This is a genomic window from Rhodococcus sp. MT28 (assembly GCF_058792695.1).
Genome location: NZ_JBXAFD010000001.1, coordinates 697,223 through 719,437, shown reverse-complemented (window position 1 = coordinate 719,437; position 22,215 = coordinate 697,223). Strand labels below are relative to the sequence as shown.

The following is a 22,215-nucleotide window of genomic DNA, read 5'->3' as shown; positions in this document are numbered from 1 at the left end:
CTAAGCGATGACTGATCCGATGGAATACGACCTGGTTGTGATCGGCTCCGGCCCGGGTGGGCAGAAGGCTGCCATCGCGGCGGCCAAGCTGGGTAAACGGGTAGCGATGGTCGAGAAAGGCAACATGCTCGGGGGAGTGTGCGTCAACACCGGCACCATTCCGTCGAAGACGTTGCGTGAGGCGGTTCTCTACCTCACCGGGATGAACCAACGCGAACTGTACGGCGCGAGTTACCGCGTCAAGGAGAACATCACTCCGGCCGACCTGCTGGCGCGAACCCAGCATGTCATCACCAAAGAAATCGAAGTCGTTCGATCTCAGCTCCTGCGCAACCGCGTCGAATTGTTGGTAGGGGTCGGCTCGTTCGTCGACGAGCACACCATCCTCGTCGAGGACGCCTCGCGCGGAGACAAGATGACGATCACGGCGAAGTTCGTCGTGATCGCGACCGGAACGTTGCCTGCTCGCCCGGCGGGGGTGTCCTTCGACAGTCACCGGGTGCTCGACTCCGACGGAATCCTCGATCTGACCTCCATCCCGACCACCATGGTCGTCGTGGGCGCGGGAGTGATCGGTATCGAGTACGCATCGATGTTCGCGGCACTCGGCACCAAGGTCACCGTCGTCGAGAAGAGGACGTCGATGCTGGACTTCTGCGACCCCGAGGTCATCGAATCGCTTCGATTCCATCTACGCGATCTGGCGGTCACTTTCCGATTCGGTGAAGAAGTGACGGCCGTCGACGTCGGAGCGAACGGAACGCTTACGACGCTGCGCAGCGGCAAGCAGATTCCCGCCGAGACCGTGATGTACTCGGCTGGACGGCAAGGCCTCACGGCGCCACTCGCGCTGGAGAACGCCGGGCTCGAAGCCGACGAACGTGGCCGTATCTACGTCGACGACAATTTCCGCACCAAGGTCGAACACATCTACGCCGTCGGTGACGTCATCGGATTCCCGGCGTTGGCGGCGACGTCGATGGATCAAGGTCGACTCGCGGCCTATCATGCCTTCGACGAACCAGGCGCGAAGCTGATGGATCTGCAGCCGATCGGCATCTACTCGATTCCCGAGGTGTCGTACGTGGGCGCCACCGAGGTCGATTTGACCAAGGAATCGGTGCCGTACGAGGTTGGCGTTTCCCGATACCGCGAACTCGCGCGCGGGCAGATCGCAGGCGACACCTACGGGATGCTCAAGATCTTGGTGTCGACGGATGACCTGAAACTGCTCGGTGTTCATATCTTCGGCTCGGGTGCAACGGATCTCGTGCATATCGGCCAAGCGGTGATGGGGTGCGGCGGGACCGTCGAATACCTTGTCGACGCCGTCTTCAACTATCCGACACTGTCCGAGGCGTACAAGGTGGCGGCGCTCGACGTCATGAACAAGATCAGGGCTCTCAAGCAATTCCACTAGGGGTCGGGGTGTCCCCAGGTACCGGTCAGGGGCGGTCGGTGTACTTCTCGGGTAGCACTTGTTCGAATACCTGAGGGTGATGTCAGGCCTGGGGAAATAGGGCAGGGTCTATCTCCATGACCATTGCCCAGGAACTTCGTGTGGAATTTCGATGCTGATCGGACTGATTGCCGCGATCGTGGCTTGCGTCGGGTACGGCGTTGCATCCGTGCTGCAAGCCTACGGCGCGCGCAAGTCGGCAGCTGCCGCCGAGCAGCGTGGCGAGGCCGGACACGTGACGGCGTCGGGTGGCCCGACCTTGCGTTCGACGTTCGCGGCCGCGCTGACGGCGTCGTTCATCCTGGGCACCGTGCTCGATGCGGTCGGATTCGCCGGAAGTGCCATCTCCGCGCGGCTCATTCCACTGTTCTTGTCGCAGACAGTGGTCAGTGCCAATCTCGTCATCACGGCAGTGCTGGGGACCGTGGTCCTCGGCATCCAGTTGCATCGTCGCGACTGGTTCGCGATCGCTGCGGTGATCGGATCGCTCCTGCTGCTCGGATTGTCGTCAGGTCACGCGGGCGGTGGGAGTTCCAACGACGTCGTCCATTGGGGTGTCCTCGTGGGCTCGGCGTTGATCTTGCTGATCGGCATCGGTTTGATCCGATGGTTGGGCTCACGCGCAGCAGTTGTCGCCGGGTTGATCTCGGGTGTGCTGTTCGGCTGTCTGGCCATTGCCGTACGCGTGGTCTACGGAATCGATCCGTTCGAAATCGGTACGATGCTCCGCGATCCGGCCGGCTGGGCGATCCTCGTTTCGGGCCTGGGCGGTTTCTATCTGCACACGGTGGCGCTGCAACTGGGATCCGTCAACGGAGCGACAGCGGCTCTGGTTGTCGGCGAGACGGTGGTTCCGGGAATCGTTGGCGTCGTGGTGCTCGGCGACGCGTCGAGACCGGGCCTGGAATGGCTTGCCGTGGTCGGCTTCGTCGGGGCAATCGCGGGCGCCGTCGCCGTGGCCGTCTTCGGCGCGGCGAGCCACGAGGAGAAACCGGTCGAAGAAGTGACCGTCTGATGCGGTAGCGAAAAGCTGTGCTGTTCGATCGGTCAATTGGTAACGGAAACCGCGTTCTCGCAGATAGTTCCAGCGCGCCCCAACGTCCCGCATACGTTGTGCGGTCACGGGCAGCGGGACGAAGAACGGAGGAAAGTGATGAGCAGCTTGGATATTCAACGCTGGTCGAACGACTTCACCGCGCTGACCAAGGTCATATCGGAAGGCATCGAGCAGTTTGTTCTCCGGTTCATTTCCAGCTGAAGTGATCTGAGCTCGCTGCCTGTCATGGAATTATTGATCTCCACCGCGGTTCGGAGGACGAATCGTGATGAAGCAGAGGTTCTTACGGGTTTCGGAGGCCTGGGCGGGGGCGAGCAGGTAGGAGAACACGTACGTAACTGCGGCGATGACCGCCAGTACGATCAAGGAGGTCGGGAATCCTCCGGCATCTCGCACCGGGTCACCAGTAGCGACGACAGCCGACATGAACACTCCGATTACCAGCAATGTCACCGCCAAGGCAGAGCACGCAGCGAACCGATGCTTCCAGCAGCAGACTGTGCGCGCCGGCCATGTGTGGCTTGTTCTCAGGGCGCAGCGCCCACCTGCAACAGCGCTCGAGCCGACAATCAGCCCTGCCAGCGCTCCGATGAAGGCGGGTATGAACAGTCCTACCCAGGACCAGGCTCCATCGCCGACTATCGGGATCATCACGGCGACACCTGTGACCGCACCTGTGAGTGCAGCCAGACTCAGTTCCTTGTCGACCCAGCTCATGGATCAACTAGAACACAGGCACGCTCGCGAGGCTGTGGAGTATCTCGGATTCAGGGGCTGAAGAACTCGAGTCGGCGGTGCAGGCGTGCGATCGACGGGTCCCCGATCGTGCGTCTGCCGTCGGTTCGGGCTTGGCTCGGGGTCATCCCGTAGAAGTCCTTGAACGCTCGCGCCAACTGGGATTTCGAGGTGAAGCCGCATCGCAGGGCCAACGCTTCGATCGTTTCGTTCGGCATCTCGGTTCTGGTCAATTCGCGGTAGACGAGTTCGAGACGCTTCCGCCGAATGACAAGAGCTATTCCGCCGTCGGATGCGAATGCGCGATAGAGCTGTGCCCGGGAGACGGACAATGCTGCGCACATGCTCGTCGGGCCGAGCCAGGTCTCCGAGAGATGCTCGGCGATGTAGGCGTGCGCACGATCGCGGAGAGAGTGATCGGGCCGCGGCGACAGATCAGGTTCGGCGATACCCAAACTGACACGAAGGAGGGAAGCGACGACGTCCTCGTAGCCGGCCGCAGCATCGGGGTCGAGATGCGGTAGCGCGAGTACGACCGATTGCATGCACTGAGCGAGCACGACGGCAGGAACTCCGCGCAGTACCGTCCCGTGTAGAGAACGACCCTTCGACTCGGCCTCGACGAGGGAACGCGGTGCGAGGAGCGTGATGGTGCGCCCTGTCGATTCCGCCTCCGCGTCGGCGGTCCATGTACGCCCGAGGTCGAAGAATGTGACATCGCCTGGACGTGCGACGAAATCGACTCCGTCGGCGTTGCCGCTCAACTGCCCGTCGAGGACGACCTGGACCATGTATTCATCGTCGAGTCCGCTCTCGGCGATCAGCCGATTGTTTCGGGTGTACTTCTGTGCGTTGAAGGTAGTTTGACCGATCAACGAGGTTCCGATGGAAAGCGCTGTGATCGAGCCTTCGAGAGATGTGTCAGGGTCAATTCGGTCGGTGACGAAGAACGGACGTGTGACACTGCGCCAGAAGTCGTCGGCGTCCGCAGGATCGACCGATCGGGTCGACACGCGGATGCGGGCGGAATTCATCGACACGCGGGCATGATATGTCAGATCCCGCAGGTCGCAGTCACTCTCCCGCAAATAGACGCCAATAGTGACCGAGCCCACATAATGAGACAAATCGGGCGTATTTGTGAGACGGCCAGTGCTCGCGTGTCGCGGCGAAGCTGTCTATGTTGTTCGTTATGGGTGGACAGGTTGGGAGTTCGATGCTCGAACGAAATCTCGAGTTCGGCGGGGATCGACTGCTCGTTTGTCGGCCATCATGACGTCCACTTCGAATCGATCGCAGCTATCTCGAGCAAAGCGAAATCCTCGAGGAAGGGGCACGCTGCAAAGGCGGCTTGCCGGGCGTGGAGCCACGGCGATTCGTCCCCGCCTCCTCGGATTGATGGAACGCTCGGCGGGATTGACTGTCATCGATTCGCCACTTGGGTTCGGCAAGACGGAACTCGCCGCGTTGTGGCTCACGACTCTCGGGCAGGTGCCGAGCAGACCGGTAGTCTGGGTGCCGGCGCCATCGCATCGGATGACCCCCCTCGAGTACTGGAACACCGCGCTCGCAGTAATTCAGGATTCGCTGGAATCACTCGAGGCCCCGCCACGAATGCGCGAGGATCCAGTGGGCGCGATCGAATCACTCCTCGACTCGTCGCCCGCACCATTCGTGTTGGTGTTCAACCGCATCGACCTGGTTGAGGGTGACGAGGTGGGACGCCGAATCGTGGATCTGATCGTGCGGCTTCCCGGATTGAAAGTAATCGTCACGCTGCAGGATCGGTCTGCGACGGACTTGCTCGAAGACGTCCGCGTGGACGAGTACCTGTGCGCGAACGACCTCAGATACACGCTCGACGAGTCCACCGTTCTGTTCGCGGAGGCAGGGATTCACCTTCCCTCGGGCATCGTCCATTCGATCTGTGAACGCGTCGCCGGCGTTCCCGTGCTGATGAAGGTTGCTCTGAGTGCGGTTGCGGGGCTGAGTGAACCGAGCCGTGGACGCGAACGCGTTCAGCAGCGAGTGGACCAGGCGATCCACGCGTACGTCAGTCGGACCGCTCCTCGGTCGGGCAAGTCGCTCGAGTTGTTCGACTTCGCGACTACGATCGCCGCTGCCCGCACGGTGACACCAGAGATCGCTCGTGTCTTGTCCGACGATCTTGACGTGGAGGGCAAACTGGACTTGCTCGAGTCTTTCGGTCTGATCTTCCGGAATGGTTTCGAGGGAGAACCGTCCTGGTACTTCGCGCCGTCAGTTCGACTGGCATTCATACAGATACGGGCCGAACAAGGGGATGGATTCGAAGATCCCTTCCAGGTACTCGTCGATCACGCTCTCGGGACTTCGGATATAGCCGGTGCCGTTCACTACGCCTTGGACGGACGCAAGTGGACCAGGGTGCTCGACATACTCGAGCGCCACTGGGCTGATCTTCTGGTCGATCACACCGGATTGGTCCGGACTGCGTTGCAATCCATACCCGGTGACGTACTCAGTTCGAACCCTTCGATTCTGGTGGGTCGTGACCTGCTCGAATCACGTCTGCGGCCGCAGTTGATCAACGGCGATTCATTACCGACGGAACCGGCGGAATTGCGTGCGATAGGTGGTAGTCCGCATGCGCACAGCTTGTTGAACGTCGGAACTGTCCAATCGGTGGTGCTGAGAACGTCCGGTAAGTACCAACGCTCTACCGAGATCACGCGCAAATTGGCGCACGTCGTATACGGACTCGGCGACGAGTCGTTGGGTGCGTTGGGGTCTCAACTGCCCGCCCTGCGGTTGATCTGGGGGGTCTCGCATCAATTGACCGGTGACCTCGGTGATGCCGCGGTGGAATTGCGACTCGCCTATCAAGGTGCGGTGCAACATGGTCCGGAGTTCGTCCTGCGTCACGCCGCAGGCAATGCCGCGCTCAACTCCGCGCTGATCGGGGACGTCGCGCACGCGACGGACTGGCTGCACCTGGAATGCACACACCCGGACGTTTCGGGATGGTTGGGACCGCCCTCGCACATGGGGGGAGCGATCGCGCGGGCACTGGTGGCGTGCGACAGCGTGGACCTGCACGCCGGCGCTGCCGCGATGGACGCACTCGCCGAGGTCACACCGCCGGGCGACCTGTGGGCGTTCGCGGCCTACACTTACACCAGATTTGCACTGCTGCAATCGGACCCGTTCTCGGGGCTGATTTCCCTCCAGCGCGCAGTGGCAACGCACGGGCACGTGAATCCGTGTGAACGATCGCTCGGTGACGCGCTTCTCACCGCGGCACGTATCGATCTTCTGTTGGCGTCCGGGGAGGGTACCAAGGCGCTGGAAGAATCAGTCGCTGCGCCACATACGTTTGCAGTTGTCACGGTCTCCGTGGCGCGGACGCATCTCCTGACCGGGTCGCCGTCCCAGGCATTGGAATTGTGCCGCGAAATCGATTGGAGCGGGCAGTATCTCACGAGGTTTCGGCTCGAATCCCTGCTGATCGAATGCGCTGCTCTGTGTGAACTGGGCAGGATCCCCGCTGCCGCGAGTACATGGGAGGAAGCTCGCGGACTGCTCGAAACCTCCGGTGTCCTGTCGGCCCTGGCGACGATACCGCGTGATCTGATCAGGCAACTCGAAGATGGGGCCGAGGGCTCGAGCAGTGCCGTCGCGACCTTTCTCGAATCCGAAGCGGCGCAGATATATCCGGCGGCCATCGTTCGGGTCCAATTGACGAAACGGGAGATGGACGTTCTCGTGGAACTGGGTCTCGGCATTCCGATCGGTGAGATCGCGCGGCGGTTGTTCGTATCCAACAACACGCTGAAGAGTCACCTCCGAGCCTTGTATCGCAAACTCGGTGCGCATTCCCGGGAAGAGGCTGTCGCGGCAGCGCACCGACACAACCTCCTCGGCAGTGGGCAGGACTGATCGGCGTCAGTGCAGATTGCGCTCGGCGTAGACCTTCATCGCGTCACGGACCAGCGAAGCGGTGCCTTCTCCGTACTTGTCGTAGTTTGCAGTGAAGCGGGGATCGTCGACGTACATCTGGCCGAGTCCGGTGAAGGCGTCGGCGCTGGGAGTCCTTCCCTGCCAACCGATCTTTATCCACTCGAACTGTCTTCGGGTAATCGTCTGGACGTCGTCGCTTTCCGCGGACAGCCCCGCTGTCAGTGCTTTTCCGAATGCCGCTGCGATGTCGGCTTGAGATTGCAGATGAGCTTTACGGTCCTGCTCCGACATCGACCGCCACCAGTTGTCGCCGCTGGTGTAGGCGTCCTTGCCCCAACGCTCGATGACCTCGTCCTTGTATCGGGTGTGGTCGAACCCGTCGAAAACATCTTCCGGCATGAGTGATTCACCATTCTTCGTCTTGTTCAAGGTCCTGTTGACCGATTCGATCTGTCTCGAGATCCGCGTGCGCTCTTGCTCGAGGAGTTCGAGGTGCGTACGCAGTGCGGCGGCCGTATCGCGTTCGCCGGTGAGGACTTCGGCGATGGCCGGCAATCCGAGTCCGAGTTCCCGAAGTAGAAGGATGCGTTGCAGTCGCACCAGGGCGTCTTCGTCGTAGAAGCGGTAGCCGTTGGCGCCGATGCGACTCGGTTCCAGGAGTCCCAAATCGCCGTAGTGACGCAGCGTTCTGCTGGTGGTACCTGCGGATTTGGCGAGTTCTTGGATGGACCATTCGCTCACGTGGAGTTCCTACTCTCGGATCGGTTGTGCTCATTCAGCATGCAAGTTGACGTTGCGTCAATGTCAAGAAAGTTCTCGGTGTGCATTGTCGGGAACGTTTTATGTCCGTTTCGCCGTATCGCCACGAACGGGTCTCCAACTGATTGATTCGATGACCTAGGTCACGTGATTTGGCTCACAAATTGTCAATTTGAATAGTTGAACAAGCCTCTGTTGACGCTTTCACATACCTCGACCACGATCATCTGAACAGATCGAGTTACGCGGTTGTTGAAAATGCACGGTAGTTGAAATGCACTGCAGACGGAACGGTGGTCCACGATGACTGAACTGGTGTCGGGCGTAGCCCAGGCCAAGCCCTATGACCTCGATGATCGGTACCGGTCGGGATCGGGACCGGTGTTGCTGACCGGTGTTCAGGCAATTGCACGAGGCTTCGTCGAGCAGCACGTTCGCGACATTCGGGCAGGTAAGCGTATTGCCACCTTCGTCTCCGGTTACCAGGGCAGCCCCCTCGGCGGCGTCGACAAGATGCTTCACGGCATGCCCAAGGTTCTCGCCGAGCACGACATCACCTTCATCCCTGGCTTCAACGAGGAGCTCGCCGCCACGGCGGTATGGGGAAGCCAGACGGATCTCCCCGCCGGAACCGCGACCCACGACGGCGTGACCGGCGTCTGGTACGGCAAGGGCCCCGGCGTCGACCGCGCTACCGACACCATTCGCCACGCCAACATGTACGGCGTGAACCCCAAGGGCGGCGTCGTCCTCCTGGTGGGCGACGACCCCGCGTCGAAGTCCTCCACGGTTCCGGCCGTCAGCGAGCGCTCGCTTGCCGCGATGGGCGTGCCGGTTCTCTTCCCACGCAATGCCGAAGAGATCATCACGATGGGTATGCACGCCGTTGCACTCTCGCGTGTATCCGGTTGCGTCGTAGCGCTGAAGATCGTCGCCGACGTCGCAGACGGTGCCTGGACGATCGACGGCAGCATCGCGGACTTCGACATCGTGGTTCCGGAAGTGCAGTTCGAGGGCAAGCCCTTCGTCTACAAGCAGCGTCAGATGGCCGCGCCGCCGGACAGTGTCATAGCCGAGGCCGATCTGTACGGCCCGCGATGGGATCTTGTGCACGCGTACGGAACTGCCAACAACCTCGATGTGATCGAGGTCAACCCCTCCGGTGCGAAGATCGGTATCGCCGCCACCGGTACAACTTTCGACTCCGTCCGACAAGCTCTGGCAGACCTCGGCGTCGATGATGCCGCGCTGCACCGCGCCGGGATCCGTCTCCTTCGCATCGGAATGTGCTACCCCGTCGTGGGCGAGAAGATAAAGGAGTTCGCCGAAGGTCTCGAGCAGATCGTCGTGGTCGAGGACAAGACCGCGTTCATCGAAGCTCAGATCCGGGAAGTCCTGTACGGCACCGACGATGCCCCTCGCATCATCGGCAAGCGTGACGGCCAGGGCCGTCTGCTCATGCCTGCCAGTGGTGAACTGACCGCAGGCCGGCTGCTCGCCCCGTTGCGCCGCGTACTGAAGCCGCACGTCGAACTCAAGCGCACCCTCCCGGCCCCGCTGTCGCTCAACGTGCTCTCCGCCAAGCGAACCGCGTACTTCTGCAGCGGGTGCCCCCACAACCGTTCCACCGCTATTCCCGAGGGTTCCATCGGCGGCGGCGGAATCGGTTGCCACACACTCGTTACCATGTCCGGCCGTGAGGACAGCGCTGTCACCGGCCTGACGCAAATGGGCGGCGAGGGCAGCCAGTGGATCGGGCAGGCACCGTTCACCGACGTGCCTCACCTGTTCCAGAACATCGGCGACGGCACCTTCTTCCACTCCGGTCAGTTGGCTGTCCAGGCATGCATCGCCGCAGGCGTGAACATCACCTACAAGTTGCTCTACAACGAAGTAGTGGCGATGACCGGTGCACAGGACGCGGAAGGTGCCCTCTCCGTTGCTCAGCTCAGCCACAAGCTGACCACCGAGGGCGTCAAGCAGATCATCATCTGCGCCGACGAGCCTTCGCGTCACAACAAGCGCGCTCTGGCCAAGGGCACCAAGCTCTGGCACCGCGATCGCCTCGACGAGGCCCAGAAGGAGCTTCGCGAGATCAAGGGCGTCACAGTGTTGATCTACGACCAGCACTGTGCGGCCGACGCTCGTCGCCAGCGCAAGCGTGGCACGCTGCCCACTCGCAACACTCGCGTCGTCATCAACGAGGCAGTGTGCGAAGGCTGCGGTGACTGCGGTGTGAAGTCGAACTGCCTCTCGGTCCAGCCCGTGGACACCGAGTACGGCCGCAAGACGAAGATCGACCAGACGTCCTGCAACACCGATTACACCTGCATGGACGGCGATTGCCCGTCGTTCGTGACCGTCGAATTGGTACCGGGCAAGAAGGCTCCCAAGGCCGCACGTCCCGTCCCGCCCGTCGTCGCAGACCCCGATTTCGGACCGCTCACCAGCACGCAGAATGTTTTCCTCGCGGGCATCGGCGGCACCGGCATCGTGACCGTCAACCAGGTGCTCGCAACGGCTGCACTGCGCGCCGGCCTCGAGGTGGAGAGCCTTGACCAGATCGGACTGAGCCAGAAGGCCGGACCGGTTGTCTCGCACCTGCGTTTCAGCTCCAGCGCGCTCGAGCCGTCCAACCGCCTCACTCCGGGCAGCGCGGATTGCATCGTCGCCTTCGACCTGCTGACCGCGACGGACAACAAGAACCTCGACTACGGCAACGCCGAGAAGACGGTCTCCATCGCCTCGACGTCGCAGACGCCGACCGGAGACATGGTCTACGACAAGGCTGTTCGCTACCCCGAGGAGACGTCACTCCTCGCCCGTCTCGACAAGGTGTCGCGCACCCTGCGTTCGTTCGACGCACTCGCCGCGGCGCAGGAGTTGTTCGGTAACACCGCAGCGGCCAACTTCCTGCTGATCGGTGCTGCCTACCAGAGCGGTGGACTTCGTCTGCCGGCCGAGGCCATCGAAGAAGCGATCGGCATCAACGGCGTTGCCGTGGACGCGAACATCGCGGCATTCCGTTGGGGTCGTGCAGCAATTGCCGACACCGCAGCGTTCTCGGCCGTCACCACGCCGGCCAAGTCCGTCCGCGAACCCGTTGTCGCACCGGCTCACATGTTCGCCGGAACCACCTTCACCGGTGAAACCCTGCGACTGGTGGAACTGCGTGCAGCGCAGCTCATCGAGTTCCAGTCCGTCAAGATCGCCCAGCGTTACATCGATCAGGTTCAGGCAGTCTGGACCGCCGAACGTGCCGCAACCGAGCGGACCGATTTCAGCGAGGCTGTTGCCCGCGGCCTGTTCAAGTTCACCGCGTACAAGGACGAGTACGAAGTTGCTCGTATGCTGGTCGACCCCGCATTCATCGAGGACGTCAAGTCTCAGGTGCCGGCCGGGGAGAACCTGACCTACAAGCTCCACCCGCCGATCCTTCGAGTGATGGGCCGCAAGAAGAAGATCGGTCTCGGACCCAAGTCGCATGTTGCACTGAAGGTTCTGGCCAAGGGTAAGAAGCTTCGCGGTACCAAGCTCGACCCCTTCGGCTACATGCACGTCCGCAAGGTCGAGCGTGAACTGCTCGCCGAGTACGAGGCCATGATCGCTGACCTCTCTCGTACGCTCGCAACCGACGGATACGATCGCGCCGTCGAGATCGCGGCACTGCCGGACGTGGTTCGCGGTTACGAAGACATCAAGCTCGGCAACATCGAGCTGTACAAGACTCGCCTGCGCGAACTCGGTGTCGGTGAGTAGGAGCGCCGGCGAGTAGATCGAACAAGACTGTGCCCCAGTGACCGTCGTCGCTGGGGCACAGTTGCATTCAGGGCCTTCTCGGACCCAGGCAGGTTCAGGAGGGCGGGAACTGGCCGTCGGCAACCACGGCGCTGCCGTTCCACGTGAAGTTCACTATGTTCGGTCCGCCTTGGGGACAGCAGAATGCATCGTCGTCCAGCAGCCAACGGTATTGGACGGATACCGAATCCTTGTTGCTGTCGATGACGTGTGTGTACGAGTACGGCTCACTGGTAGCCGTGCCCAGGTATGTTCCGTCGTGGAAGAACAGGACGTGTGACTGGTAAGTCGCATCGCCGACGCCGTCGCCGTCCACCGAAACCCAGAGCAGGTCAGGACAATTCCCGATCTGTTCTTCGCTCGCGGATCTCGGTATCCAATTGCCCCCGTTGATGTCGGTGCCCAGCGTGCCGATGGCGTCGGTGACGAGCGAGGAGCCGACGTCGAGACAGGGACCCGAAGCGGGGATTGCTGTCGTAGTCGCCGTCGTGGATGCATTTGTGCGGGTGTTCGATTGTGGCGGGGGAGAGCTCGCTACCGTCGTCTCGGTTTCGTTTGCCGTCGATGTCGCCGACGCCGTTGAACTGGCTGCCGTGGAACTCGCCGCCGCTTCAGGTGTTCCTTCGGTCGACCCACAACCGGCGACCGTCAGGGCAGTGGCCGTCACCAGTGCAGCGGCTGCGACGGCGGCCGAAATCGGAGCTTTCCTGCGCATGCGTCCTCCAGAGTGTATGGGTTCACGTGTTCAAGTCCCTCCTTCGTTCTGTCGCCGGGCCGCATGCGTGCGTTATCGAACAACCGGTAACGATCAGCTATCGGACTCGGCGTTCCGTGCTTCGGTGCTCTTGGCCCCGGCCGCGTCGTATCGCACGGATCCAGCAACGACGGTCATCGCAATCTCTGTGGTCAGGAGAGAATCGACCCCTTCGGTGAACGGATCTTGTTTCAGTACGACAAAATCGGCTGCTTTACCCCGAACCAGCTGGCCGGTCACATCTTCCCACCGGCACGAGTAGGCAGCGTCGCGAGTTGCGTGAGCCAGCGCGTCCGCGAGGGGGAGTGCGTACTTCGGCAGGTTGGGTGCCAGTGACGGATCGATTGCGGATCGACGGGTGGTGGCGATGAACATGTTCGGCAGCGGCGGGTGGGGAGCGGTCGGAGCGTCCGAACCCAACGCCAGAACCGCTCCGGCCTCGGTGAATTCGGGCCAGGGGTACGCGCGATTGACCCGGTAGTCGCCGAGCATCGCCTGCCAGTTCTCCTGGATTGCAGGGTCAGCGTGAACCGGTTGCATCGAGGCGATGATTCCCAGGCGGGCAAGCCTTTCGACGTTGTCCCGGGTGATGGACTCCAAGTGTTCCATTCGGTGCCTGCGGGGAATGTCTCCGTTGGCGGCGATCGCGTACTCGAGTGCCGTCAATCCGATCTCCGACGCCTCGTCGCCGATCGCGTGCATCGCGATCTGCAGGCCTGCGGCGTCAGCGGCTGTCACGACGGGTATCAAGGACTCGAGATCCCAGATGGGCTCGGCGTTGGTGCCGTCCGAGTACGGCTCTTTCATTGCGGCAGTGCAGCTGTCGATCACACCGTCGATGATGATCTTGATTCCGGCGATACGGAGCCACGGACCTTGGACGCGCTCGTGGAGTTCGATCACGTCGTGAACTTGTCCGACGTTGTCGGCCTCGTTGTCCTCGCGGGTCATCAGCCAGTGAGCCGCGACACGCAGCGGCAGTGTTCCGTCTCCTGCGTCCAATGCTCTTTCCAGCGAGGCTAATTCGTCCGCGCCGAGTGCCATGTCGACCGCACCGGTCACGCCGTCCTCGAGATAGTGGCGGAAGGCGAGAGCGAGGGCGGCGTCCCGGTCTTCGTCGGATGCGAGCTCCGCCAGTTTCGGCCAGACGTAGAGCATCATGGCGGTCTCGTACAGCATTCCGGTGGCTTCTCCGGTGTCCGGATCCCGGCCGATACGACCGCCGATCGGATCGGGAGTGTCCGCGTCGATGCCGAGTTCTCGCAGTGCTGCAGTGTTCACCCAGACCGAATGTACGTCGTTGGCGTCGAGGTACACCGGGCGATCGGGTACGACGGCGTCGATCATCTCTCGCGTCGGGTGCCCTCCATCCAGCGCGGAGAACAACCAACTGCGACCCAGCAGTCGTGGTGCGTCCGGGTTCGATTCCGCGAATTGCTTGATGCTGGACTGAATGTCGGCGAGATCGGCGGCATCACGCAGATCCAACTTCTGCAGCGCGAATCCCATCATCACCAAATGCGTATGGGCGTCGACGAAACCGGGTAGCACGACGGCACCTTCGAGATCGATCACCTCGGCGTCTGGAGCCAGGATATCGGCATAGACGGTTTCGCCCACGAATCTGAGCTTGTGGTCCTCGACGACTATCGACTCGGCCCATCCGTCGTCGGCAGCCGTGAAGATCTTTCCGTTGCGGTAGTGAGTGATGCTGTCATTCATGACTTCTACGTGATCCTTACGCGATGACGGTAGTAGTGATGGCGGCGCTGTGGTGACGATACGCACCTTCGGTACGTGCGGAGAGTCGGGAAACCAAGGCGAACGGGACCAGTAGAACGAAGCTGATCCCCGAGATGATGACTCCGAAGGTCGGATACCCGAGGCCGGCCGTCACCGAAGTTCCGAACAGCGGTGCGAACGCGGAGCCGATGAGGTAGGTGCCCAGTAGTGGCGCCGACCATCGGCCGGCCGCGTCGAGCGCGGCCGAGATGGCAACCAGGACGATGAACGTGGCCGCGTAGATCGTGTTCCAAGCGATGACCACTACCAGGTAGATCGTGGGATCGGTGGTGAGGCCGGCAGACAGCTTCAGAATTGCCCCGAGTATCAGTAGCACGGAGATCGATACTGTCCGACTGACCCGAGAACCCAACGCGGTCAAGGTAACAGCCGCGAGCACACCACCCGCCGTTGATGCGCTCAGTGCGAGACTCATTTGTTGATCCGAGAGCCCGGCGTGCTCGGAACCCATGATGCCGAGTACTGCCCACAACGAGTCCTCGCTGATCGCCCAGACTGCAAGCATCGCGAGAAATGCGGTTCCGGCAAAAGTGAGTCGTTTCGCGCTGACCCCGGCGGGGAGAGCTGTGGTCGTATTGGCGGACTTCGCCGTCTCCGGCGACTCTTTCACCGGGGACGACGGCAACCAGGTGACCGTTGCTGCGGTAGCCAGTGCCAGGACTGCGACGATGCCGAATGCGTTGGTCATGTGTGTGCCGAGGATGGGTATGAGAGCGAGGACGGCTGTGACGACGACACGGTTCACGAGGCCGCTGATGCTTGACGCCCGGTCCGGGTTCGTGAGCGCGGCCAGTGCCGCTCCGCCAACGGATGCGGATCCACCAGCGCCGATACCGCCGACGATGATCGCGGCGCATGCGATCGTCGTGGACGGTGCGATGGCCGCAACGCCGAATGCGGCTGCCATCGCGATCAGGCTGACGCGGCCGAGGAGATGGCGATGCCGGGCCGAGGCGATTCGGGTGGTGGCGAGGCAGGTGACGGCGCAGACCAGCAGCGATGCGGTCAGAACGGCACCGGCAGCGGATTCGGTGACACCGAGGTCCTCGACCATTGCCACGATCATCAGGGGGATGAGGTTCGCGGTGATGAACCCCATGACGCCGATACTGAAGACGGCAATACCGCGGTTGGCGGTGAGTGGAACCCGGTCGGACTGCGTATTCGTCGAAGCGTTGATCGGCACTAGGGCAACCCCATGTCCTGAAGGGGGTGGCTGAACCGACCCCTGGTGGCGTGATGCGAGTCACTTAATGAATGTGATTCGTTAAGTATGGGGATGGGCTCCGCCACGGTCAAGAGATCTAACGAATTTGATTCGTTAATTGTATGTTTCCGGATACGTGCTTCCGTAAAGTGGCGTCGCCGGTCTGTTTCTGTTGTGAGGCTTATGCTTCCGCAATGGCTGAGATTGCGGAACGCACCCGCTACTTCGAGCGCTACGTCACTTTCATCGACGCGATTGTCGCCATTGCGATCACGCTGCTCGTACTGCCGCTGGTCGAACTCACCAGTGACCACCACGGCACCACGTCGGAACTGCTGCGCGATCACGCTGCGCAGTTCTACTCGTTCGCCCTGAGCTTTCTGGTGATCTTCCGGCTCTGGTGGTCGCAGCATCGGCTGCTTCGTTTTGTGGTCGACGCGGACAAGGTGGTCGTTCGCGGACTGGGGTTGTGGGTGATGACCATCGTGTTCCTGCCCTTCCCGACAGCGCTCGTTGCGGCGCCGTCGCAGGATCTCGGAACCAGGGCTCTCTACATCGGGACAATGGCAGCCAGTGCTGCGTGCCTGGCGGTGGTCGCGTGGGGTCTGGTTCGCAACCCGTCGTTGAGTGAAGAGAATGCGAAGCCGCATTTCACCGCTGAAATCGTCACTTTCCTGATCATGGTGGTGGCGCTGCTCGTCAGTGTGCTCGTTCCGGTGACGTCGTACTTCCCGCTGTTTCTTCTCCTGCTGTCGACGCCGATCGAGAAGCTGTGGAACCGAGTGGCGGCGAAATGGAGTCGCGGTGAAGGTGAGATGAGCTAGTCGGTGCGAGCGGTCATCGCGGATTTCTTGGCTTTGTTTCCGCAGATGTTCATCGAGCACCAGCGTCGGTTGTTGCCGCGACTGGTGTCGACGTAGAGGCCGGTGCACCCGTCGCCCTGGCAGGCTTTGACGCGGTCCCGGTCGGCTCCACCGAGCACCGCGATCGCGTCGGCAGCCACTATCGACAAAGCGTCGCGGATCGGATTGTCTCCGGCTGATTTCCAGAGGGCCCGGCCACTCTCGAGGACGAGGTGGGCATCACCGAGTTCGGATGCGGTGTTGACGATCCCGACATCGGCGCGTGAGACGCGGCGGTCCTCGCATACGGCGGTTCCGATGCGATGAATGGCCTCACGTAAATTCTGCGCGCCGAGGAGGTCGTCTTCTGTCGCGGTTGCGGGGGCGTCCATCAGATCGTTGGCGCGTAACCATAATTCGAGTCGCTGCGGGCTCGTGAGTCGTTCGAACCTCGAGCCGTTCCGATTGGTGAGGGTGGCGGTGAAGCGGAAGGCGAGCGTGTCGTTGTCGAGTCGAAACACGTCCCGAGCGGATTGATCAGCTCCTGCTTCGTTCACTTTCATCCTCCTTCGTGGCGAACCATCTCAACCGGTTCGACAGCAACTGTACCCGTGTGAGAGTCTTGAACCGTCTTAGATGGTTCAGCACTTTCGAGAGGGAAATCCATGACTTCTGTTTCCGTGGTCGGCTTGGGCGCGATGGGTCGTCCCATCGCTCGAAATCTACTGGGCGCAGGCTTCGACGTGACGGTGTGGAATCGCAGCCCTGAAGCGGTAGCCGAACTGGTCGAGGAAGGGGCGATCGGCGCGAAAACCGTTGCCGAGGCATTCCAGTCCGGTGTTGTGCTGTCGATGTTGGCAGATGATTCGGCCGTGTCTTCGGCCATTCTGGATCCCGCCGTCCTCGCATCCGTTCCGAGTGGAACCGTGCACGTCAACATGGCCACCGTCAGCGTCGACCTTGCCAAGCGCGCCGCCGCACTGCACGCCGAGTACGGCATCGGGTACATCGCGGCGCCGGTGTTCGGACGCGTTTCTGTTGCTCAGGCTGGCCAGTTGAACATCATCGCCGCCGGCGACAGTTCCCTCCTCGAGCGAGTGCAACCCTTCCTCGACGTCATCGGTGCTCGCACGTGGCCACAAGGTGAGCGTCCGGAGCAGGCCAACATCGTCAAGATCATCGGCAATTACCTCATCCTCGCCGCGATTCAATCCTTGGGCGAGGCAATCACATTGGGGGAGAGGTCAGGTGTAGACGGAAGCCAACTCGTAGAACTGCTGACCTCGACGATCTTCCCGGGGCCGGTCTACTCCAGCTACGGAAACCTCGTCGCGACGCGTCAGTACGAGCCTGCAGGATTCACCACAGCTCTGGGCCTCAAGGATTTGAGGCTTGCGCTCGACGCCGCCGACAGCGTCGATCTGGATTTGCCGTTCGGTGGCGTACTTCGAGGCGTGCTCGCTCAGGCTCTGGCGAACGGTCAGGGCGAGATGGACTGGGCGTCTATTGCAGAACTGGTCCGTTCCGGCCAGTCGGGTGAAGGCAGTCCCGAAACACCGACGAGGTGAGCTCGAACTCGGACGGGACGGCGACTTCGGCACTGGCGGAGACCGATTCCGTCCGGACACTACCGCTGGCCGGGTTGTCGGCACTCGCAATGGCAGGCTTCATAGCGATCACAACCGAAACCATGCCGGCCGGACTACTGGTGCAGATCGGGTCAGGGTTGTCCGTATCAGTCTCCGGCGCAGGGCAATTGGTCACCGCATACGCATTGGGTTCCGTCGTCGGGGCGGTACCACTGATCGCATTGACCCGAGGATTGCGACGGCGTGCTGTCCTGGTGTCGGCGATTCTGGGGTTCGGTGTCTTCAATCTGGTGACAGCGCTTTCGTCGAATCTTGTTCTCACCTTGGGTGTTCGGTTTCTGGCCGGTATGGCGGCAGGTGTGGTGTGGGGGTTGCTTGCCGGGTACGCACGCAGGATGTCGCCCCCTCACCTGCAGGGGCGGGCCGTTGCGGTTGCCTCCGTCGGACAGCCGATCGCGTTGGCAATCGGCGTTCCGATGGGGGCGTGGCTCGGGACCCTGGCCGATTGGCGCGTCGTCTTCGCCGTGATGTCGGTTGCTGCGCTACTTCTGGTCGCGTGGATACTCACGGTGATGCCGGACTTTCCCGGGCAACAAGCGGATCGGCAGCTGCCGGTGCGGAAAGTCCTGGTCCTGCCTGGCGTACGACCGATTCTGTTTGTCGCGTTCTTGTGGATCCTCGCGCACAACATCGTGTACACGTATCTGGCGGCGTTCTGGATCGCATCGGTTTCGGCGATCGGTTGGGAATCGTCTTGTTCGTGTTCGGACTTTTCGCCTTCGTGGGCATCGGTGTGGTCGGGGTGTTTGTCGACCGGGCCCTTCGAAGTCTCACCGTGCTGAGCTTGGTGGTCTTTGCCGCAGCTTTGACGGCGTTGGGCGTCGGCGGTGACAGCTTCGCTGTGATCGCACTCAGCGTTGCGGCGTGGGGTGTGGCATTCGGAGGCGCTCCCACTCTCCTTCAGACGGCGCTCGCGGATACGACGGGCGACGCTGTGGACACTGCGCAATCGGTTTTCGTGACGATCTTCAATTCGGCGATCGCAGCGGGCGGCGTCGTAGGCGGGCTGATCTTGGCGGACAGGGGTGCGGGAGCGTTGCCGTTGGTTTCGCTGGTGCTGATCGTCGTCGGTGTTCTTGTGGTCAGTATCCGACAATTCGGACATAGCTTGTGATTCACTTCACGCATGCGGAAGTCATTGTTGGTGGTTGCTCTCGTTGCTACGTGGTTTGTCGCCGGAGCGATGCCCGCGGGGGCTGCGGATGCGAATTGGTCCGGTGATTACTCGCTCAAGCGTTTTGCCGCGACCAAGACGGGCACAAGTCTGGCCGCCAGCCAGTGGGAGCCGGATTTCTCCGATACATACACGTTCGAGACGGATTGCTCGAGCGGAGTCTGTATCGCCACAGTGGTCGGCGGTCCGGCTCCCGCCAATCCGACGTTGCCGCAGCCTGCGCGATACACCTGGGACGGAACCAGTTGGGTGCACCCCTATGACTGGGAGTGGGATTGCTACCAGGGGGAAGGCGTGCCCAAGGTGTGGGCACCGGCGCACTCCGAGGCGTATTACACACCTCAGCCCGATGGCAGTCTGAAAGGTTCGTGGCGTACCGACATCGCGAGTGGTCCCTGCGAGGGATCGGTGATCATGCACGTCGAGGCGTACCCGGTCGGTCGATCTACCGGATCCTTCGGTAGTTGAGAACGATCTGTGGCCCGAAGGTGTTGAAACAAATCTGAGGCCGCGGGAATTGATCGAGCCCCATGCACGTTAATTGAGTCAGTAACGCTCAACTTTCTGCAAGGAGGCTTCGGAATGCCAGCATTCTTCGGGCCCGAGGGTCCCGGTCGCATCGATATTTCCCGGCTCATGAGCAGGGCCACCCAGCAACTCATGGCTGACGCTGCACGTGTAGCGGCTGCTCGCGGTGATTCGGATCTCGATGCACTGCACGTTCTCCGCGTCATGGCGGAGCAGGATCCGGTCCGCACGCTCATGCAGCGCGCCGGAGCCGACCCGAAATCCGTGGTCGACGCCGTCGACCTGCGGCTGCCACAAGGCCGTGAGCAGGGGGCCTACTCTGCTCCTGCGCTCAGCAGTGCCGTGAAAACCGCTCTACTCGAGGCTCATCAACTGGCCCGAGCCCTGGGATCGACGTACATCGACCCCGAACATCTCTTCATCGCCCTGGCCGGTGACCCCGATCATGTTCCGGGTCGTCTGCTCGCTTCGGCCGGCATCACGCCGGAGAAGCTGCAGGCAGCGGTTCAGAATCCCGCAGCCGGTCCAGTCGAAGACGAGTCCACCACACCGACGCTCGACAAGTACGGCATCGATCTCACCGATCGCGCCCGCAACGGCGGCGTCGATCCGGTGATCGGCCGCGCCGACGAGATCGAACAGACCATCGAGATCCTCTCCCGCCGCACCAAGAACAACCCGGTCCTGGTGGGTGAGGCCGGCGTCGGCAAGACTGCCATCGTCGAAGGTCTCGCCCAGCGCATCGTCGACGGGGATGTCCCGGAATCGTTGGTGGGCAAGAAGATCGTCCAGCTCGAACTCTCGAGCATGGTCTCGGGTACCCGTTACCGCGGTGACTTCGAGGAACGGCTGACCAAGGTGATCGACGAGATCACCGCACACAAGGACGAGCTGATCGTCTTCATCGACGAGATGCACACCATCGCCGGTGCCGGAGGCGGCGCAGACGGTGCGATGGACGCCGGAAACATCCTCAAGCCCAAGCTCGCTCGCGGTGAACTGCACATCGTCGGCGCCACCACGCTCGACGAATACCGCAAGAACATCGAGAAGGATCCCGCGCTCGAGCGGCGCTTCCAGCCCGTACAGGTCGGAGAGCCGTCGATCGAGGACGCAATCGCGATCTTGAGCGGACTGCGCAGTCGGTACGAGGATCACCACAAGGTGCACTACACCGACGAGGCGATCACCGCTGCGGTGGAGCTGTCGGCACGTTACATCGGCGACAGGTTCTTGCCGGACAAGGCAATCGACCTGATCGATCAGGCCGGCGCCAGGCTTCGCTTGAAGACGGCCACGGTAGACACCGCTGCGCTGCAGCAGCGTCTCGAGCAGCTCGAGAGCGACAAGGAAAAAGCCGTCGCCGACGAGTTGTATGAGAAGGCGTCGACCCTGCGTGACGAGATCAACGGCGTCGCAAAGCGTCTCGAGAAGGCAGGATCCTCGGTTCCTTCCGAGGAAACGCCGGACGTGACCGCTGAACAAATCGCCGAAGTTGTCGCTCGCGCAACGGGTATTCCGGCAAGCCAGATGACTCAGGCAGAGAAAGATCGCCTGCGCCGTCTGGAAGAGGAACTGCACGGTCGTGTCATCGGGCAAGATGACGCCGTTCGCGCAATCGCGCGTGCCGTGCGTCGTAGCCGTACCGGTATGAGCGATCCGGATCGTCCCGTCGGTAGCTTCCTGTTCCTCGGACCCACTGGCGTCGGCAAGACGGAGCTCGCAAAAGCTCTGGCTGCCACACTCTTCGGAGACGAGAACAAGATGCTGCGCTTCGACATGAGTGAGTTCGGTGAGAGGCACACGGTCAGCCGATTGGTCGGTGCTCCTCCCGGATACGTCGGCTACGGCGAGGCCGGACAGCTCACGGAACAGGTGCGTCGTAACCCGTACTCGGTGATCCTGCTCGACGAGATCGAGAAGGCACACCCGGACGTGTTCAACACCTTGCTCCAGGTGCTCGACGACGGCCGTCTGACCGACGGTCAGGGTCGGACGGTGGACTTCAAGAACACCGTCGTGATCATGACCAGCAACCTCGGCTCGGACATCATCTCGAGCAAGTCCGGTGGACTCGGCTTCACCACGGGTGACGCAGAGTCGGCGGAGAAGCCACTGCGCGACCGCGTGATGGCCAGGTTGCGCGAATCGATGCGGCCGGAGTTCCTCAACCGTATCGACGAGATCGTGATCTTCCGCAAGCTCGACACCGAGCAACTGCACCGGATTACTGATCTGCTGCTCGACGACAGCCGGAAGCGGCTGCAGTCCAAGGGCATCGAGATCGAGTTCACTGCCGACGCGGTGGACTGGATCGCCGAGCACGGGCATCAACCCGAGTTCGGGGCTCGCCCGTTGCGTCGTTCGATTCAGCGTGTGGTCGACGACAAGATCGCCGACATGCTGCTCGACGATCTCCTCGAAGAGGGCGGCAGTATCACCGTCGCGGTTGACGAGGGTGAGTTGGTGTTCAGCTAGGGGACAGCCCCCTGTGAGCGGTTAGGGAGTCCC

General features: G+C 61.9%; 17 protein-coding genes. 10 read left to right on the top strand and 7 right to left on the bottom strand.

The window, feature by feature from the left end:
• The first annotated feature begins 7 nt into the window (after positions 1-7).
• Positions 8-1,420, top strand: coding sequence for a Si-specific NAD(P)(+) transhydrogenase (sthA, locus tag AC1Q6C_RS03400; RefSeq protein ID WP_007733953.1), 1,413 nt, complete (start codon positions 8-10; stop codon positions 1,418-1,420).
• A 151-nt stretch (positions 1,421-1,571) separates the two neighbouring features.
• Positions 1,572-2,474 carry a hypothetical protein gene (locus tag AC1Q6C_RS03395; RefSeq protein ID WP_003940348.1) on the top strand — a complete coding sequence of 301 codons (903 nt, stop codon included), beginning with the start codon at positions 1,572-1,574 and terminating at the stop codon, positions 2,472-2,474.
• 273 nt (positions 2,475-2,747) lie between these two features.
• Here AC1Q6C_RS03395 and AC1Q6C_RS03390 read toward each other — a convergent pair whose 3' ends face one another.
• The gene (locus AC1Q6C_RS03390; RefSeq protein WP_209909724.1) at positions 2,748-3,233 is read right to left on the bottom strand and encodes a hypothetical protein; all 486 of its coding nucleotides are present in this window, start codon (positions 3,231-3,233) and stop codon (positions 2,748-2,750) included.
• Between the two features lie 50 nt (positions 3,234-3,283).
• A complete protein-coding gene (locus tag AC1Q6C_RS03385) occupies positions 3,284-4,285 on the bottom strand; it encodes a helix-turn-helix domain-containing protein (RefSeq protein ID WP_492666512.1) in 1,002 nt (333 codons plus the stop codon).
• A 364-nt stretch (positions 4,286-4,649) separates the two neighbouring features.
• Between AC1Q6C_RS03385 and AC1Q6C_RS03380 the strand changes: the two genes are divergently transcribed.
• Entirely contained in the window at positions 4,650-7,169 is a 2,520-nt protein-coding gene (locus tag AC1Q6C_RS03380) for a helix-turn-helix transcriptional regulator (RefSeq protein ID WP_209909704.1), read from the top strand.
• 6 nt (positions 7,170-7,175) lie between these two features.
• Here the strand turns inward: AC1Q6C_RS03380 and AC1Q6C_RS03375 are convergent, their stop codons facing one another.
• On the bottom strand, positions 7,176-7,931 hold the full coding sequence (locus AC1Q6C_RS03375; RefSeq protein ID WP_003940632.1) for a MerR family transcriptional regulator: 756 nt from the start codon (positions 7,929-7,931) through the stop codon (positions 7,176-7,178).
• A 321-nt stretch (positions 7,932-8,252) separates the two neighbouring features.
• On the opposite strand from AC1Q6C_RS03375, the gene AC1Q6C_RS03370 reads away from it, so the two are divergent.
• Positions 8,253-11,708, top strand: a complete 3,456-nt coding sequence (locus tag AC1Q6C_RS03370) for an indolepyruvate ferredoxin oxidoreductase family protein (protein WP_042921773.1) — start codon at positions 8,253-8,255, stop codon at positions 11,706-11,708.
• Between the two features lie 94 nt (positions 11,709-11,802).
• On the opposite strand, the gene AC1Q6C_RS03365 is transcribed toward AC1Q6C_RS03370, so the two are convergent.
• The 3 genes from AC1Q6C_RS03365 to AC1Q6C_RS03355 all read right to left on the bottom strand — a co-directional run bounded on the left by AC1Q6C_RS03365 (position 11,803) and on the right by AC1Q6C_RS03355 (position 15,490).
• The gene (locus AC1Q6C_RS03365) at positions 11,803-12,462 is read right to left on the bottom strand and encodes an LppP/LprE family lipoprotein (protein WP_003940243.1); all 660 of its coding nucleotides are present in this window, start codon (positions 12,460-12,462) and stop codon (positions 11,803-11,805) included.
• Positions 12,463-12,555: 93 nt separating this feature from the next.
• Entirely contained in the window at positions 12,556-14,223 is a 1,668-nt protein-coding gene (locus AC1Q6C_RS03360; RefSeq protein WP_209909698.1) for an amidohydrolase, read from the bottom strand.
• A 16-nt stretch (positions 14,224-14,239) separates the two neighbouring features.
• Complete coding sequence (locus AC1Q6C_RS03355; protein WP_083056838.1) at positions 14,240-15,490, bottom strand: MFS transporter; 1,251 nt, start codon at positions 15,488-15,490, stop codon at positions 14,240-14,242.
• Between the two features lie 215 nt (positions 15,491-15,705).
• Here AC1Q6C_RS03355 and AC1Q6C_RS03350 point away from each other — a divergent pair, with 215 nt between their 5' ends.
• Complete coding sequence (locus tag AC1Q6C_RS03350; protein WP_030535295.1) at positions 15,706-16,335, top strand: TMEM175 family protein; 630 nt, start codon at positions 15,706-15,708, stop codon at positions 16,333-16,335.
• On the opposite strand, the gene AC1Q6C_RS03345 is transcribed toward AC1Q6C_RS03350, so the two are convergent.
• The gene (locus AC1Q6C_RS03345; protein WP_209909695.1) at positions 16,332-16,916 is read right to left on the bottom strand and encodes a CGNR zinc finger domain-containing protein; all 585 of its coding nucleotides are present in this window, start codon (positions 16,914-16,916) and stop codon (positions 16,332-16,334) included. The two genes, AC1Q6C_RS03350 and AC1Q6C_RS03345, sit on opposite strands and share 4 nt — an antisense overlap.
• Positions 16,917-17,018: 102 nt before the next feature.
• Here AC1Q6C_RS03345 and AC1Q6C_RS03340 point away from each other — a divergent pair, with 102 nt between their 5' ends.
• The 5 genes from AC1Q6C_RS03340 (at position 17,019) to AC1Q6C_RS03320 (ending at position 22,182) form a co-directional block, all read left to right on the top strand.
• Positions 17,019-17,921, top strand: a complete 903-nt coding sequence (locus AC1Q6C_RS03340) for an NAD(P)-dependent oxidoreductase (RefSeq protein WP_003939725.1) — start codon at positions 17,019-17,021, stop codon at positions 17,919-17,921.
• The gene (locus tag AC1Q6C_RS03335) at positions 17,918-18,784 is read left to right on the top strand and encodes an MFS transporter (protein ID WP_492666374.1); all 867 of its coding nucleotides are present in this window, start codon (positions 17,918-17,920) and stop codon (positions 18,782-18,784) included. Before AC1Q6C_RS03340 ends, AC1Q6C_RS03335 begins: the two co-directional genes overlap by 4 nt.
• On the top strand, positions 18,778-19,116 hold the full coding sequence (locus tag AC1Q6C_RS03330) for a hypothetical protein (RefSeq protein ID WP_492666373.1): 339 nt from the start codon (positions 18,778-18,780) through the stop codon (positions 19,114-19,116). The genes AC1Q6C_RS03335 and AC1Q6C_RS03330 overlap by 7 nt, the downstream gene beginning before the upstream one ends.
• Positions 19,117-19,128: 12 nt before the next feature.
• On the top strand, positions 19,129-19,644 hold the full coding sequence (locus AC1Q6C_RS03325; RefSeq protein ID WP_019745018.1) for an Rv2253 family sensor-like surface protein: 516 nt from the start codon (positions 19,129-19,131) through the stop codon (positions 19,642-19,644).
• Positions 19,645-19,758: 114 nt separating this feature from the next.
• Entirely contained in the window at positions 19,759-22,182 is a 2,424-nt protein-coding gene (locus tag AC1Q6C_RS03320) for an ATP-dependent Clp protease ATP-binding subunit (protein WP_007733608.1), read from the top strand.
• Positions 22,183-22,215 lie beyond the last annotated feature (33 nt).